The 13,483-nt window shown below is 74.8% G+C and carries 14 protein-coding genes; 7 read left to right on the forward strand and 7 right to left on the reverse strand.

Annotation, left to right across the window (positions count from 1 at the left end):
* Positions 1-145: 145 nt before the first annotated feature.
* A complete protein-coding gene (locus AC6I72_RS02605) occupies positions 146-1,174 on the forward strand; it encodes an SDR family oxidoreductase (RefSeq protein WP_497999119.1) in 1,029 nt (342 codons plus the stop codon).
* Positions 1,175-1,473: 299 nt separating this feature from the next.
* Here the strand turns inward: AC6I72_RS02605 and AC6I72_RS02610 are convergent, their stop codons facing one another.
* The 3 genes from AC6I72_RS02610 to AC6I72_RS02620 form a co-directional block, all read right to left on the reverse strand.
* Positions 1,474-1,668, reverse strand: a complete 195-nt coding sequence (locus AC6I72_RS02610; protein ID WP_497999120.1) for a hypothetical protein — start codon at positions 1,666-1,668, stop codon at positions 1,474-1,476.
* A 110-nt stretch (positions 1,669-1,778) separates the two neighbouring features.
* Complete coding sequence (locus AC6I72_RS02615) at positions 1,779-2,723, reverse strand: DUF6624 domain-containing protein (RefSeq protein WP_497999121.1); 945 nt, start codon at positions 2,721-2,723, stop codon at positions 1,779-1,781.
* Positions 2,720-3,250, reverse strand: a complete 531-nt coding sequence (locus AC6I72_RS02620; RefSeq protein WP_497999122.1) for an ATP-binding protein — start codon at positions 3,248-3,250, stop codon at positions 2,720-2,722. Before AC6I72_RS02620 ends, AC6I72_RS02615 begins: the two co-directional genes overlap by 4 nt.
* 374 nt (positions 3,251-3,624) lie before the next feature.
* Between AC6I72_RS02620 and AC6I72_RS02625 the strand changes: the two genes are divergently transcribed.
* The 3 genes from AC6I72_RS02625 (at position 3,625) to AC6I72_RS02635 (ending at position 5,918) form a co-directional block, all read left to right on the forward strand.
* Positions 3,625-4,491, forward strand: coding sequence for a Sco1979 family transcriptional regulator (locus tag AC6I72_RS02625; RefSeq protein WP_497999124.1), 867 nt, complete (start codon positions 3,625-3,627; stop codon positions 4,489-4,491).
* Positions 4,492-4,495: 4 nt separating this feature from the next.
* On the forward strand, positions 4,496-4,774 hold the full coding sequence (locus AC6I72_RS02630) for a DUF397 domain-containing protein (protein ID WP_497999126.1): 279 nt from the start codon (positions 4,496-4,498) through the stop codon (positions 4,772-4,774).
* Between the two features lie 334 nt (positions 4,775-5,108).
* Entirely contained in the window at positions 5,109-5,918 is an 810-nt protein-coding gene (locus AC6I72_RS02635) for an SAM-dependent methyltransferase (RefSeq protein WP_497999127.1), read from the forward strand.
* A gap of 237 nt (positions 5,919-6,155) precedes the next feature.
* On the opposite strand, the gene AC6I72_RS02640 is transcribed toward AC6I72_RS02635, so the two are convergent.
* Entirely contained in the window at positions 6,156-7,442 is a 1,287-nt protein-coding gene (locus AC6I72_RS02640; protein ID WP_497999128.1) for an ROK family protein, read from the reverse strand.
* Positions 7,443-7,553: 111 nt separating this feature from the next.
* Positions 7,554-8,546 carry a DUF3626 domain-containing protein gene (locus tag AC6I72_RS02645; RefSeq protein WP_497999130.1) on the reverse strand — a complete coding sequence of 331 codons (993 nt, stop codon included), beginning with the start codon at positions 8,544-8,546 and terminating at the stop codon, positions 7,554-7,556.
* Between the two features lie 102 nt (positions 8,547-8,648).
* Between AC6I72_RS02645 and AC6I72_RS02650 the strand changes: the two genes are divergently transcribed.
* The 3 genes from AC6I72_RS02650 to AC6I72_RS02660 all read left to right on the forward strand — a co-directional run bounded on the left by AC6I72_RS02650 (position 8,649) and on the right by AC6I72_RS02660 (position 11,891).
* Positions 8,649-9,143: an FBP domain-containing protein gene (locus AC6I72_RS02650; RefSeq protein WP_497999132.1), complete on the forward strand. Its 495-nt coding sequence runs from the start codon at positions 8,649-8,651 to the stop codon at positions 9,141-9,143.
* 105 nt (positions 9,144-9,248) lie between these two features.
* Complete coding sequence (locus AC6I72_RS02655; protein ID WP_497999134.1) at positions 9,249-10,502, forward strand: FUSC family protein; 1,254 nt, start codon at positions 9,249-9,251, stop codon at positions 10,500-10,502.
* A gap of 156 nt (positions 10,503-10,658) precedes the next feature.
* Positions 10,659-11,891: a lactonase family protein gene (locus AC6I72_RS02660; RefSeq protein ID WP_498004572.1), complete on the forward strand. Its 1,233-nt coding sequence runs from the start codon at positions 10,659-10,661 to the stop codon at positions 11,889-11,891.
* Here the strand turns inward: AC6I72_RS02660 and AC6I72_RS02665 are convergent.
* Both AC6I72_RS02665 and AC6I72_RS02670 read right to left on the reverse strand, forming a co-directional pair.
* Entirely contained in the window at positions 11,859-12,584 is a 726-nt protein-coding gene (locus AC6I72_RS02665) for a DUF2470 domain-containing protein (protein ID WP_497999136.1), read from the reverse strand. The two genes, AC6I72_RS02660 and AC6I72_RS02665, sit on opposite strands and share 33 nt — an antisense overlap.
* 179 nt (positions 12,585-12,763) lie before the next feature.
* On the reverse strand, positions 12,764-13,372 hold the full coding sequence (locus AC6I72_RS02670; protein WP_497999138.1) for a TetR/AcrR family transcriptional regulator: 609 nt from the start codon (positions 13,370-13,372) through the stop codon (positions 12,764-12,766).
* Between the last annotated feature and the right edge of the window lie 111 nt (positions 13,373-13,483).

A 13,483-nucleotide genomic window follows, 5' to 3' on the forward strand; every position in this document is an offset into this window, starting at 1 on the left:
GGCGGTTGACGACGTTCGGTGATGACGTCCCCCATCGTCGTGGCGCGCCCTGGGCGCGTCGATTACCCGCGGGGTCATGCCGGGTCGACCCGCGGGGAGCGGGTACTCGGGCCCCGCACTCGACCGTCCCCGGAAGGAGCCGAACGTGAGCAGCGTGTCGGGCAGCACGATCGTCGTCACGGGCGCCACCGGCAATGTCGGGACGAGCGTCGTCCGTCTGCTCTCCGAGGACCCGGAGGTGGCCTCGGTACGGGGCCTGGCCCGCCGGATCCCGCGGTGGTCGCCGCCGAAGACGGAGTGGGCGCGGGTCGACATCGCCTCGGAGCAGGCGCCGCTGGCCGCGCAGTTCGAGGGCGCGGACGCGGTGGTCCACCTGGCGTGGGCGTTCCAGCCGACGCACGATCCGGCGACGACCTGGCGCACGAACGTCCTCGGCGGTATCCGCGTCCAGGAGGCCGTGGCCGCCGCCCGGGTACCGGTGCTGGTGCACGCCTCCTCGGTCGGGGCGTACTCGCCGGGGCCCAAGGACCGCGCCGTCGACGAGTCGTGGCCGACCCACGGCTGGCCGGACGCCGCGTACACCCGGGAGAAGGCGTACCTCGAACGGGCCCTGGACACGTTCGAACGGGACCACCCCGGCGTCCGGGTGGTGCGGATGCGGCCGGGCTTCCTGTTCAAGGCCGAGTCCGCGAGCGAGCAGCGGCGCATCTTCGGCGGCCGGTTCCTGCCGGGGCCGATGGCGCGGCCCGAGCTGCTGCCGTTCCTGCCGGACATCCCCGGCCTGCGCGCCCAGGTCCTGCACACGGACGACGCCGCCCGCGCCTACCTGCTGGCGCTGCGCCACGAGGTGCGCGGTGCCTTCAACCTGGCCGCCGACCCGCCGCTGGACGCGCGGGTGCTCGGCGAGCTGCTCGGCACCCGGCCCCTGCGGCTGCCGCGCACCGCCGCTCGCTCCGCGATCGCCGCGGCCTGGGGCCTGCACCTGCTGCCGGCCTCCCCGCACCTGTTCGACGCGGTGCTGCGGCTGCCCCTGATGGACTGCACCCGGGCCCGTACGGAACTCGGCTGGCGCCCGCAGCACACGGCGACCGAGGTCATGGAGGAGTTCCTGCGGGGCCTGCGGCGCGGCGAGGGCGCGGACACGGAGCCGCTGCGCGGCCGCAAGGTGGGGTGAGCCGGGTGGGGCGAGCCGGGGCGGGCGCGGGGTGAGTCCGGCGGGCGTGCGCGGGCGGGGGGCGCCGCGTACGCGGGCGCGCTGGGCTGGCGTACGCGGGCGCGCTGCGCTGGCGCGGGGACACCGAAAACACCCGCCCGCTCGCCCACCGGCCCCGTCGGTCGGCTCGTCGGCTCTCCCCTCGCGGGCCCACGCGGGTCGCCCTCGCCCGCCCCGGGACGACGCCACCGACGCCGCCGGGTGCGGCGGGTGGAGGGCGGGTGCCGACGGATGTGGAGGGCGGGTGCCGTCGGAGGGTGTCAGGCGGAGGGTTCGTCCGGTACGGGATGTTCCTCGTCGGCGCCCGGGACCTCGTCGCGGGCGGTCCCGTGGGCGGGCCGCTCCTCGCGGGCCGGTTCGGCCGCGGAGGTGCGCGCCGTCTCCCAGGGGTCCTCGTCCACGTCCGCCTGCTGGTCCGGCATGTCCCGCGGAACGGGCGAGCGGTGTCCGGTCACGATGTACTCCTTCGCGGGTCGGCGCGTGGCACTGCGGCCGGCCGCACGGCGTGCGGCCGACGCGCGGGTACCTCCCCGGTGACCTGCGAAACCTTCGGTGCCCGCCCCTTTCAGCCGCGCAGCCGCAGCGCCCTCATCTGTTCCTCCATCGGTCCGAGCCCCACGTCCTGGCGGCGCTCGTCGAGGCTCCCGGGCAGGCGGACGGGATACGGGCGCAGCGTGGCGGGGTCGATCCGGGTTCCGTAGAACTGGGGTTCGCCCAGGTCGACGGCGCAGTGGTCGGCGATGTAGGCGAAGTGGACGGCGGGGCAGCGGCCGTCCGCCGTGGCCTGGGCGATCAGGTCCCGGCAGCGCAGCCGCAGGTCCAGTCCGGGAGCGTGCAGCAGGATCATCAGCGCGGCGGTCGACGCCCGCGTGCCCACGGTGTCGGCGGTCGGCCAGCCGTGGCGGCGCACGATCTCCTCCAGGGCGGCGGCGTTGTCGCGGTGGCAGCGGGCGACCTCGTGCCGGCGTTCCGGCGTGGGCGCGGCGCCCGCCTCCCGGGTCAGCCTGCGGTCCTGGTCGGCCCGGCGCAGCAGCTCGGCGGCCAGCGAGGCGTTCTCGGCGGTGCCGGCCGGGACTCCGCCGGCCGCGTACATCGCCGACAGAGCCCGCCAGAGGTGTCCGTCCGGCGTACCGCCGGTGCGGGCGCCCGCCGTCCCGCGTTCCGCCTGCCCGTGCCGGGTCCGCTCGCAGTCGGTGCGGCCGTGCTCCGGCCGCTCCGCGGGCGCGTCGCCCGTCCTGGGGCCGCGCCCGGCGGCCGGGGCGGTGCGGGCCGAGGCCGCTTCCCTCGCGTACATGGCGGTCAGCGCCTGCCGCAGCCCCTCGTGCCCCGGTGCGTTCCCCTGCGGGCCGTACGCCGTACCGGCCGACGCGTCTCCCGCCGGGCCCGGGGTCCGCTCACCGGCCGCCGGAAGGCCGGCCGCCGGGCCGCCGCCGGTCCCCGGACCACCGGGCGCCGGACCGGGGCGGGCCACGGTGTCCACTCCCGCGGTGCGCAGGGGGCTGTCCGTCATGACGCGGCACCTCGCAGGCTCAGGGTGAACCAGACTCTCTTGCCGGGGGTGCCGGGTTCGGGAGGCGCGAGGCCCCAGTCGTCGGCGAGCGCTGCCACGATGGCCAGTCCGCGGCCCGACTCGGCGGCGGCGTCCGCCGCCCGGCGCCTGGGCAGCAGCGGCGAACGGTCGGCCACCGTCACCCGCAGGGTGCGCGCGGTGCGCTCGACGGTGAGGGTGACGGTGTCGCGCGGGCCGCGGCTCGCGTGCCGGACGGCGTTGGCGAACAGTTCGTCCGTGGCCAGGACCGCGCTGTCGCACTGGTCGGCCGACAGCCGCAGCCGGGCGAGGTGCTGGGTCACCATGCGCCGGACGGCCGAGGCCCAGGAAGGGTCGGCGGGCACCGTGGAGCACAGGCGGGCCGGCTCACCGCCGTGCTCGGGCGCACTGCCCGGCGGGACGGTCTCCCCGAGGGACGCCGCGGCGTCCTCCTCGTGGCGTGCCGGGGCGGACGAAGGAGCCCGATGCGGGGCCCGGGAGCCGGTCATCGCCACCCCTGACACAGTGTCGGGCGAGGGCCGTCGCAGCGGCCGGGCCGGTGCGCACCACCCGCCCCGACCGAGGTTCTGTCGCGGCTCTCCGACGGTCCGTCGGTCACGGTGGTCATCCAGCTCTCGCCTCGCAGTCCCGTACGGCCGCATCGCCGTACCGCACCTGTCGGAACATCAGTTCCCATACCAGCACCCGGAGTTGACCGTCACGAAGGCCTTCCGGGTGAGGGCTTCCCGGATCACTATGATGTGGCACACACTCGGCTCGCAACCTGCGTTCTGATAATTTCAGCCAGCCCGGCATCACCCTGTCGGGGTCGCCGGGAGCGTGGCACACTGCACGCTGTGACAGCCGCTCCGGGAGGTCAGAGGTGAGTGAGAACCGCTCCGGCGGCAGCGCACCCACTGTCCTGCGGATGGTTCTCGGCAAGCGTCTGCGGCAGTTACGGGAGCGGGCCGGGATATCCTTCGAGGACGCCGCGCGGGCCATCGAGGTGACCCCGCTGACCGTCCGCCGCATGGAGAAGGCGGAGGTCGGCCTCCGCATCCCGTACGTCAAGGAGTTGCTGCGCACCTACGGCGTCCCGGCCCCGGAGATCGACGACTTCGCCGCCATGGCCAGGGAGGCCAACAAGCCCGGGTGGTGGTACACGTACCGCGACGTGCTGCCCGAGTGGTTCAAGGCCTACGTGAGCCTGGAGAGCGAGGCCAGCGTCATCCGCCTGTACGAACCGCACTACGTTCCGGGCCTGTTGCAGACGTTCGACTACGCCGTCGCGCTGCTGCGCGTCGGTTTCCCCAACGAGTCCGAGGAGGAACTCGCCCGCCGCGTGGACCTGCGCCTGAGACGGCAGGACCTGCTCGCCAAGCCGGACGCCCCGGCCGTGTGGGCCATCCTGGACGAGACCGTGCTGCGCCGTCCCGTCGGCGGCGCCGAGGTGATGCGCGCCCAGGTGGACCGGCTGCTGGAGGCCGTGCGCAGGCCCAAGGTGCGGATCCAGATCATGCGTTACTCCGTGGGGGCCCACCCGGGCGCCTACGGCCCCTTCCACCACTTCCGCTTCGGCTTCTCCGAACTGCCCGACATCGTCTACGCCGAGAACCTCACGGGCTCCGTCTACTACGACCGGCGGCAGGACGTCGGCGCGTATCTCGAAGTGCTGGACCGGATGGCGGTCCAGGCGGAGCCGGTCGCACGGACCGAGGACATCCTGGCCGAACTGCGTAAGGAGTTGTGATCCCATGGCATCCACCGCGTCACGGACCCCCGAAGGCCCGGCGCCCGAGGGACCGGTCCGCAACGGCATGCCCGCGGGCGAACTGGGCACCGAGGGCTGGCACAAGCCCTGGAGCGGCACCAACGGCGGCTCCTGCGTCGAGGCCAAGCGCCTGCCCGACGGCAGGGTCGCCGTGCGCCAGTCCACCGACCCAGAGGGACCCGCGCTGATCTACACCCGCGACGAGATGCTCACCTTCCTCCAGGGGGCCAAGGCCGGCCTGGCGGACTTCCTGGTCGACTGACCGGGCCGCGGTCCGCACCGCACCGCCCCTGCGCGCCGGTTCCCGCCACCGGACCCGGGCCGCGGCGGTCCGGGTCCCGGCCGAACCGGACCCGGGCCGCAGACCGGCCCGACCCCCGGGACCGCCCGCACGCCACCTCCCGCCGTGCGGGCGGTCCCGCCTGCGCGGGGTGCCGCCCGGGGCGCCCGCACACGGCCCGGCCCTGGGCCGCCTCGCGTGCGCACCGGCGCCCGGTGCCGCGCCCGCGCCCGTCGCGCGGCGCGAACTACGGGCGCGCGCACGCACGTTGGCGGTATTTTGATCCCCCCGCGCGACGCACGGCAGGAGACCCCCCATGACTGACGGCCGGCCCACCCCCGACCAGGACGCGTTGTCGAAGATCGACACCTCGGTCCCCCACTCGGCCCGCATCTGGAACTACTGGATGGGCGGGAAGGACAACTACGAGGTGGACCGGATCGCGGGCGACGCCTACCGCGAACACGCGCCCACCATCGAGACGATGGCCCGCGCCTCCCGCCAGTACCTGATCCGTGCCGTGACGCACGTGACGGGCGAACTCGGCATCCGCCAGTTCCTCGACATCGGCACCGGGCTGCCCACCTACGACAACACCCACCAGGTCGCCCAGCGCATCGCCCCCGAGGCGCGCATCGTCTACGTCGACAACGACCCGCTGGTGCTCCGCCACGCCCAGGCGCTGCTCACCAGCACCCCCGAGGGCGTCACCGAGTACATCGACGCGGACCTGCACGATCCCGACCGGATCCTCGAACGGGCCGCGAAGACGCTGGACTTCGGCCGGCCGGTCGCCCTCATGCTCATGGGCATCCTCGGCCACGTCCAGGACCACGAGGAGGCGAAGTCGATCGTCCGCCGCCTCCAGGCCGCCCTGCCCTCCGGCAGCTGCTTCGTCCACTACGACAGCACCGACACCGACCAGGCGCTCAAGGAGGCCCAGCAGGGCTACGACGACACCGGCGCGGTCCCGTACGTGCTGCGCAGCCCGGAGCAGGTGGCCGCGTACTACGAGGGCCTGGAACTGCTGGAGCCGGGCATCGTCTCCTGCCCGCTGTGGCGCCCGGAGCCCGGCAGCACGCCGCAGCCGACGGACATCTACGGCGGCGTGGCCCGTAAACCGTGACCCGGTGAGCCGGCCGGCCCCCGGCCTCGCCCGGGTGCGGCGCGGCGCACGCGACCACGGCCGCCGGGGCCGCTGAGAGCTGCGGACAAAAGTGGGTTCCGGTCAGCGGGCGGTGTCCGGTGCGTGCGGTCGCAAGGCGCCGGAAGGTCCTTGTAGCGGAGCTACCAGGGCCTTTCGGCAACGCCGCGAGCGTGCGTGCCGGGCGTCGCGAGCCGGGCGCCCCTTTTGTTCGCAGCTCTAAGACCTGCGCTCCTCCAGGGCCGCCTGCCAGGCCGGGGGCCGTGCCTCGGGAACCGGTTCGGCGCGGCGGCCACCTCGGGCGAAGAAGCCGGCGAGCGGCAGGATCGCGGCGCCGACGGTGACCGCGTCGGGGCCGAGGCGGCCCAGTTCGACGGTCACCTTCTCCGCCGGGTGGCGCAGCGCGTACGCCGTGGCGTGGCGGCGCACGGCGGGCAGGAAGCGGGCGCCGAGCTGGAGGCCCGCCCAGCCGCCGATGAGGATGCGCTCGGGCTGGAAGAGGTTGATGAGGTCGGACAGGCCCGCGCCGAGGTACTCGGCGGTCTCCTCCAGGACGGCGAGCGCGACCGGGTCGGCCGCGGCGCCGTCCGCCGGGTAGGCGGCGGCCAGCATCGCGGTCAGCGCGGTCTCCTCGTCGGTGCCGCGCGGCGGCTGCCCGCCCTCCTCGCGCCAGCGGGCCAGCAGCGACTCCGCGCCCGCGTACGCCTCCAGGCAGCCGAGCGCGCCGCACCGGCAGCGGCGCCCCCGTACGCGTACCGTCAGGTGTCCCCATTCGACGGCGCGGCCCCGCTCCACCTCGGGTGTGACCAGGCAGGCGCCGACGCCCGAACCGAAGAGCACCACGACCGCGTTGCCCGCGCCGCGCCCGGCGCCGAACCACATCTCGGCCTGCCCCAGGGTCTTGGCGCCGTTGTCGATGAGGCAGGGCACGCTGTCGGGCAGCCCGCAGGCGGTGCGCAGCAGCGTCTCCAGGGGCACCGCGTCCCAGCCGATGGTCTGGCCGTGCACGACGGCGCCGCGGTCCGGGGTGTGCTCGACGATGCCGGGGACGCCGATGCCGACGCCCAGGAGGCGTTCCGGGACGAGTCCGGTCGCCTCCAGGACCTCCGCGACGCCGTCCCGGATGTGACCGGTGATCACCTCGACGTCGTAGCGCTGCGCGGCGAGCGGCCGTTCGGTGCGGGCCAGTTCGGTCAGGGTCAGGTCGAACAGTTCGACGCGGACGCGGGTCTCGCCGACGTCCACGCCGATCATGTGCCCGCTGCCCGGGACCACCCGCAGCAGGGTGCGCGGGCGGCCGCCGTCGGAGTCGACGCTGCCGGCCTCCTCCACCAGGCCGTCGGCGACCAGGTCGGCGACGACGTTGCTGACCGAGCCCGAGCTGAGGCCGGTCGCCGGACCGAGTTCGAAGCGGCTGAGGGGGCCGTCGAAGTACAGCCGCTGCAGCACGGCCGTGCGGTTGGCCCGCCTGAGATCGCGCACCGTGCGCCCGTTCCGCCCCGCCATGTGGCTCCCTCGTCCGACACCCGGCGTTCCGCCCCGCCATGTCCGACCTGCAACATACCTCTGCCGCCTGTCCGGGCGCGACTTCCGCACCCACTTAGGTCAGACAATAAATTAAGGTGTGGACAGCTCTGGGGCGGTGGGACCGGCCGCGGCGAGGCCCGGTGCGGCGGAACCGGGCAGAGCCGGACCGGGCGCCGCCGGAGCCGGGACGCCGGACGCCGCCCCCGAGCCGGGGCCGCGCGGGACGCGTGCCGTCCCCGCCCCCTCGGGGGCCCCGTGGCGGGCGAGGATGTGCCACACCATCTTCAGGTCCTGCGTCTCGTGGCGGCCGGTGCGGGCCGCGTCACCGATGATCCGCGGGTCCAGGAGCCCGTCCTGCGCGATGCGCGCCCCCAGCGCGGTGTACTCCTCGCCCCGGAAGTCGTCGTGGCGGCGCAGTTCGCCGACGGTGAGACGGTAGCCGGGGTGCCACTCCAGCCGGCACGGCAGCTCCCGGGCGTCGGCCTCGACGGGCGTGCCGCGGTAGCTCGCGTCCAGGACCAGCGCCTCGACGTCCCGGGCGAGGTCGACGCCGCCGTGCACCTGGGCCTCGATGTAGTCGTCGAGCGCGTCGCGCTCGTCGGCCTCGGCCAGGGCGATCAGCGCCATGGCGGAGGCGGTGCCGAAGTCGGCGGGCTCGGCCGCGCTGTCGGGGTAGCAGAACGTGGCGCGGGCGAGGGCGGCCGCGGTGAGCCGGAAGTGCGCGGAACCGAACCTCGGGGCGGCCCCCACCACCTGCCGGCGGAAGTCCAGCGCGCCGTAGACGGGCCGGTCGGCCGCGGGGGCGTCGTCGTAGGCGCCGCCGAAGATGCGGCTCTCCCAGCGCCAGCGGTCCCCGCCGGGGTGGGCGGTGAGCCCGCCGTTGCTGGTGCCGGTGACGAACTGCGAGTGGTACGCGCCGTCGCGGGCCAGGGCCCGCAGGACGGGCACTTCCCCGCAGAGCCGGTCGGGATGGAGATTGAGGGTGATGCGCAGGCCCGCGTCGAGGGCCGGTCCCGTGGAGCGTGCCGTCACGTGGGCGAGCGCCGCCCTGGCCCGCGGTGATCGTACGTCGCCGAAATCCATTGGATCCCCTCCCGGAACCTGCTTACCCTAGCCATGAAACTAACACTATTAGGCAACCGGCCCCCCGGGGTCCTGGTCGCCGTGATCCACCCGGAGCCTTTCATGAGATCACTGTCCGAGCAGGAGATCCGCGCCTCCTTCGTGAACTGCTCGAAGGGCGAGGCCAAGCGCCTGGCCGTCCCCCGCGACCTCACGGAGCGCCCCTGGGACGATCTCGACTTCCTGGGCTGGCGCGACCCCGGCGCGCCCGACCGCAGCTACCTGGTCACCGAGCGGGAGGGCCGGCCGGTGGGCATAGCCCTGCGTTTCCCCTCCTCCCAGCGCGGCTTCCTGCACCGCAGCATGTGCTCGCTGTGCCTGACCACGCACCCCGGCGGCGGCGTCTCCCTGATGACGGCCCGCAAGACGGGCACGGCCGGCCGGGAGGGCAACTCCGTCGGTCTGTACATGTGCACCGACCTGGCCTGTTCCCTGTACGTGCGCGGCAAGAAGGTCCCGGCGTCCGGGACCCGCTTCGAGGAGAGCCTGACCCTCCAGGAGCAGATCGCCCGGACGACCGCCAACCTGGCCGCGTTCCTGGACAAGCTGTACGCCTGACACCCGGCGCCGAGCCCGGCACGGATCGCACGTGACCGCCCCGGACCGTTTTCGACCGGACATGACCGGGTTCGATGCACGTGTGAACGGGGAAGAGCGCAAGGGATGCACGAGGTAAGTGAGTCGATGTCGTCCCTTGTCCGGCTGGTCAAGCGGCACCGGGACCCGGTGGTCGTCCAGGCGCTGCGCTCGACGGTCGCGGCGACGATCGCGTATGTGATCGCGAAGTGGCTGAGTCCGGAGCCCGCCCCGCTCACCGCTCCCCTGACGGCCCTGCTGGTCGTCCAGGTGACCCTGTTCGCGACGCTGAAGACCAGCGTGCGCCGGGTGAACGCGGTGGTGGCGGGCGTGGTCGTCGCCATCCTCTTCTCCCTGCTGGTGGGGCTGACCTGGTGGAGCCTGGCCCTGGTGATCCTGGCCGGTCTCGGCGTGGGCCACCTGGTACGGGTCGACGAGTTCGTGGCCGAGGTGGCGATCAGCGCGATGCTGGTCCTCGGTGTCACCACCGTCGGCAGCACCGCCTGGGCGCGGATCGTGGAGACCCTGATCGGCGCGGTGGTCGGCATGGGCTGCAACCTGCTGCTCGCGCCCCCGGTGTGGACCGAACACGCGGGCGAGTCGATCGAGGGGCTGGCACGCCGGATGCGGCAGCTGATGCTGCACATGGGCGAGGAGGTGGCCGACGGCACGCCGGTGGAGCGCGCCGCGGCCCGGCTGCACGAGGCCCGCCGGCTGGACCACGACATCTCGGACGTGGACGCGGCCCTGCGCCAGGCCGAGGACAGCCTGCGGCTGAACCCGCGCGTCCGCGAGGGCCTGCTGCACCGGGTGGTGCTGCGCACCGGTCTGGACACGCTGGAGATCTGCACGGTGGTCCTGCGGGTACTGGCACGCACCTTCACCGATCTGACCAAGGCGCGGGAGCCGGAGCCGCTGTTCTCGCCGCAGACGGGAGCGCTGGTGCAGCAGCTGCTGTGCGAGATCTCCGACGCGGTGGTCAGTTACGCGGTGCTGGTGACCACCGACGTCAGTGTGAGCGCCGAGTCCGCCGAGTCCCGGCTGGCGGCGGAGCTGCGGCAGGCCTCGGCCACCCGCGACAAGCTGGCGCAGCAGTTGCTGGCGGAGGTGCAGCGGGACGCGGGCCAGTGGCAGCTGCAGGGCGCGGTGCTCACCGAGGTCGACCGCATCATCGACGAGATGGACACCGAGCACCGCTCCCAGCGGCTCCTGGAGGAGCTGGACCGGCACACCCGCGCGCAGCGCGAACGCCGGTCGCGGCTGACCCGGATCGGGGACCGGCTCGGGGCCCCGGTGCGCAGCCGCCGCAACCACGAGGACGCCGCACGGCGTTCTCTGTGAGGGCCCGGTGACCGACGGCGGACGGCGGTCGCGCCGGGCGCACCGTCCGTCGCCCCTCTTGCCCGCCGCGGGCGGTCCGGGCCAAGGTGACCGTGACGACCGAATCGGACCGTCGTGACGACCGAATCGGACCGGACGACGATCTGGGGTGGCGGCATGGACAGTGGTGGGCGGGCGTCGGGCAGCGCACCGGGCGGCAGGTGGAGCAGGCGGCGGTTCGTCGGGGCCGTCACCGGAGCCGCCGCGGTGGCGGCCGTCCCGGCCCCGGCCTCCCTGCCGTCACCCCCTGCGTCCCCGGCTTCCGGGCCGCCCGCGCCGGTGGCGGCCGCGGGCGGCGGGGAGGGCGCGGGCGCGTCGCCCCGCCTCCGGCCGCTGTACCTCGGCACGTACACCTCCGCCGAGGGCGGCGGCACGGGCATCGGCCTCGCGGTCTACGACCCGGTCTCGGGCGCCGTGGCGGGCCGGGGCACGCTGACCGGCGTGGCGGACCCCTCGTACCTGGCCGTGCACCCCGACGGCCGCACCCTGTACGCGGTCGACGAGGGCCGGGAGGGCCGGGTGAGCGCCGTACGGCTCGCCGACCGCCGGCTGCTCGGCTCCCGTGGCACCGGCGGGGCGGGCCCCTGCCACCTGTCCGTGCACCCGGGCGGGCGCTGGCTGCTGAGCGCCGACTACCAGTCCGGCAGCGTGGCCGTGCACCCGATCGACGGCTCGGGCGCGCTCGGCGAGCGCACCGACCTGGTCACGCACACCAGCCCGCCGCCCGGACCGGGGCAGCAGGGCCCGCACGCGCACCAGATCGTCACCAGTGCGGACGGCGGCCATGTGCTCGCCGTCGACCTCGGTACGGACACCGTGTACACCTACCGCCTGGACCCGCGGGCGGGCAGGCTCACCGAGGTCTCCCGGGCCCGGACCCGGCCCGGCGCCGGGCCGCGCCACCTGACCTTCCACCCGGGCGGCCGGTACGCCTACCTGGCCAACGAGGTCGACGACAGCGTGGCGGTCTGCGCCTACGACCCGCCGACCGGCCGGCTGACGGTGGGGAAGGAGCAGCCCACCGGCTCGGGGGCAGGCACGAACTATCCGGCGCAGTTCGCGGTCACGGCGGACGGCCATTTCGCCTACCTCGCCAACCGGGGTGACAACACCCTCGCCCGCTACTCCGTGGAGGCCGGCGGAGCCCGGCTGCGGCTGCTGGACACGGTGCCGGTCGCGGGTGACTTCCCGCGCCAGATCGCCCTCTCCCCCGACGGACGGCTGCTGTTCGCCGCGAACCAGAAGTCGGGCACGGTGAGCGTCTTCCACGTGGACCGGGCGAGCGGCGCGCTCCGCTTGGCGGGCGAGCCGTTCGCGTCACCCGTCGCCGTCTGCGCGCTGCCGCTGTAGGGCGCGGGGGCAGGAGGCGGCGCTCGCCTGGGCGAGGAGCGCGCGCATCCGTTCGGAGAGCTGGGTGACGTCGTCGGCGGGCGTGTGGAAGGGCAGCCGTACGTCGCCGTGGGCCCACGCCCGTTCGATGCGCAGGGTGAGGCCGTGCCGGTCCACGGCGAGCGGCCGGACCCGCACCGCCCCGTGCAGGACGTCGGGTCCGACCAGCCGGGTGAGCCGCTGCACCGCGTCGGGGTGGGCGTCGGCGAGGTGGGTGAGCAGGCGGGCCTCGGCGGTGGCCAGCGGGTCGGGCACGGCGGCGGCGAACTCGTCCGGGTCGACGACGACGGAGCCGGAGGCCTGGCGCAGCACCACACGCTTCGGCCGGAACTCCAGGTGGTCGTCGGTGCGGGTGAGGCGTCCGGCGAGCCACAGCCGGGCGCGGACCCGGTCGCGCACGGGGACGGGCGCGGGGTCGGCGAACTCCAGCACGGCGGGCAGTTCCCCGCGCGGTGCGCACAGGGCCGCGGCGCCCAGCGCGCTGTCCTCGGGCGGCCGCAGGAGCACCCGGCCGTCCGCCGTCACGGTGTGCGCGCCGGTGAGCTCCTCCCGGCCGCCCTGCGCGGTCGCCGCGCAGGACCAGGCGAGCGCGAGCACCGTCCGCGCCCGCTGCGCCGCCCCGGGCACCGCCGTCCATGTGTGACCGCCACCCATCGGGGAACCTCCTCGCTAGCCCATTAGGTAAGGCTTGCCTAACCTATCGGAGATCGGGGCGCGCGCCAACCAGGCCGGGCGGGGGCCCGGGAGCCCGCGGGGGGGCGTACGGAGGCACGCGGGAGTCCGCAGGGGCGCGGACCGCCGCCGGGCCCGGGGTCACAGGGTGACGACGGAACCTACGGCGTCAGGACACCCAGCAGCGCCCGCGCGCACAGCTCGCGCACCTGCGCGCGCGTCAGCTCGGAGCCGCGCAGCCACTCCAGGCAGACGGCGGTGGTGAAGGCCAGCCAGCCCCGGACCGCGAGCCGCACGTCGGCTCGGCGGGCGAGCGGTCCGAACTCGGGGTCGGCGTCGAGCGCCGCCAGGATCTGCCGCTCCTGCGCGGCCAGGGCCCGCCGGTAGACCTGGCGCACGGCCTGGTCGCCCGCCGCGTCGGCGCGGTGGAAGGCCCGGTAGCCGTGCGCGTGGGTGCTGACGTACTCCAGATAGGCGTCCAGGCCGGCCGTGAGCTGCTCGCGCAGCGGCACCCCGGGGACGGCCTCGGTCATCCGCAGCATGCGGGCGCTCTCGCGCTCCACGACCGCCGCGAAGAAGTCCCGCTTGGTCGGAAAATAGTGGTACAGCAGTCCGCGCGAGACACCGGCGATCTCGGCGACCTGCTCGATCCACACGTCGTCGTAGGGGCTCTCCGAGAACAGCCGGGCCCCGACGGAGAGCAGTTGTTCCCTGCGTTCCCCGGTGCTGAGCCGGCGGCGCGTGCGCTGCTGCCCCTGGTTCGCGGCCATCCCCGCACTCTACTTGACGCCGGTTCAACAACGGGACCAGACTGGGAACCGCTGTTGAACCCACATCCAACACGTGCCGCCGGACCGGTACGGCGCCTGCTCGGCGGTCCG

The organism is Streptomyces sp. Xyl84 (assembly GCF_059731885.1).

Coding starts and splice junctions, on each gene's coding strand:
- AC6I72_RS02615 (WP_497999121.1), bottom strand. CDS start 2,723: ATGACGGACAGCCCCCTGCGCACCGCGGGAGTGGACACCGTGGCCCGC.
- AC6I72_RS02645 (WP_497999130.1), bottom strand. CDS start 8,546: ATGGATTTCGGCGACGTACGATCACCGCGGGCCAGGGCGGCGCTCGCC.
- AC6I72_RS02620 (WP_497999122.1), bottom strand. CDS start 3,250: ATGACCGGCTCCCGGGCCCCGCATCGGGCTCCTTCGTCCGCCCCGGCA.
- AC6I72_RS02640 (WP_497999128.1), bottom strand. CDS start 7,442: ATGGCGGGGCGGAACGGGCGCACGGTGCGCGATCTCAGGCGGGCCAAC.
- AC6I72_RS02635 (WP_497999127.1), top strand. CDS start 5,109: ATGACTGACGGCCGGCCCACCCCCGACCAGGACGCGTTGTCGAAGATC.
- AC6I72_RS02655 (WP_497999134.1), top strand. CDS start 9,249: ATGCACGAGGTAAGTGAGTCGATGTCGTCCCTTGTCCGGCTGGTCAAG.
- AC6I72_RS02650 (WP_497999132.1), top strand. CDS start 8,649: ATGAGATCACTGTCCGAGCAGGAGATCCGCGCCTCCTTCGTGAACTGC.
- AC6I72_RS02660 (WP_498004572.1), top strand. CDS start 10,659: ATGGACAGTGGTGGGCGGGCGTCGGGCAGCGCACCGGGCGGCAGGTGG.
- AC6I72_RS02665 (WP_497999136.1), bottom strand. CDS start 12,584: ATGGGTGGCGGTCACACATGGACGGCGGTGCCCGGGGCGGCGCAGCGG.
- AC6I72_RS02670 (WP_497999138.1), bottom strand. CDS start 13,372: ATGGCCGCGAACCAGGGGCAGCAGCGCACGCGCCGCCGGCTCAGCACC.
- AC6I72_RS02630 (WP_497999126.1), top strand. CDS start 4,496: ATGGCATCCACCGCGTCACGGACCCCCGAAGGCCCGGCGCCCGAGGGA.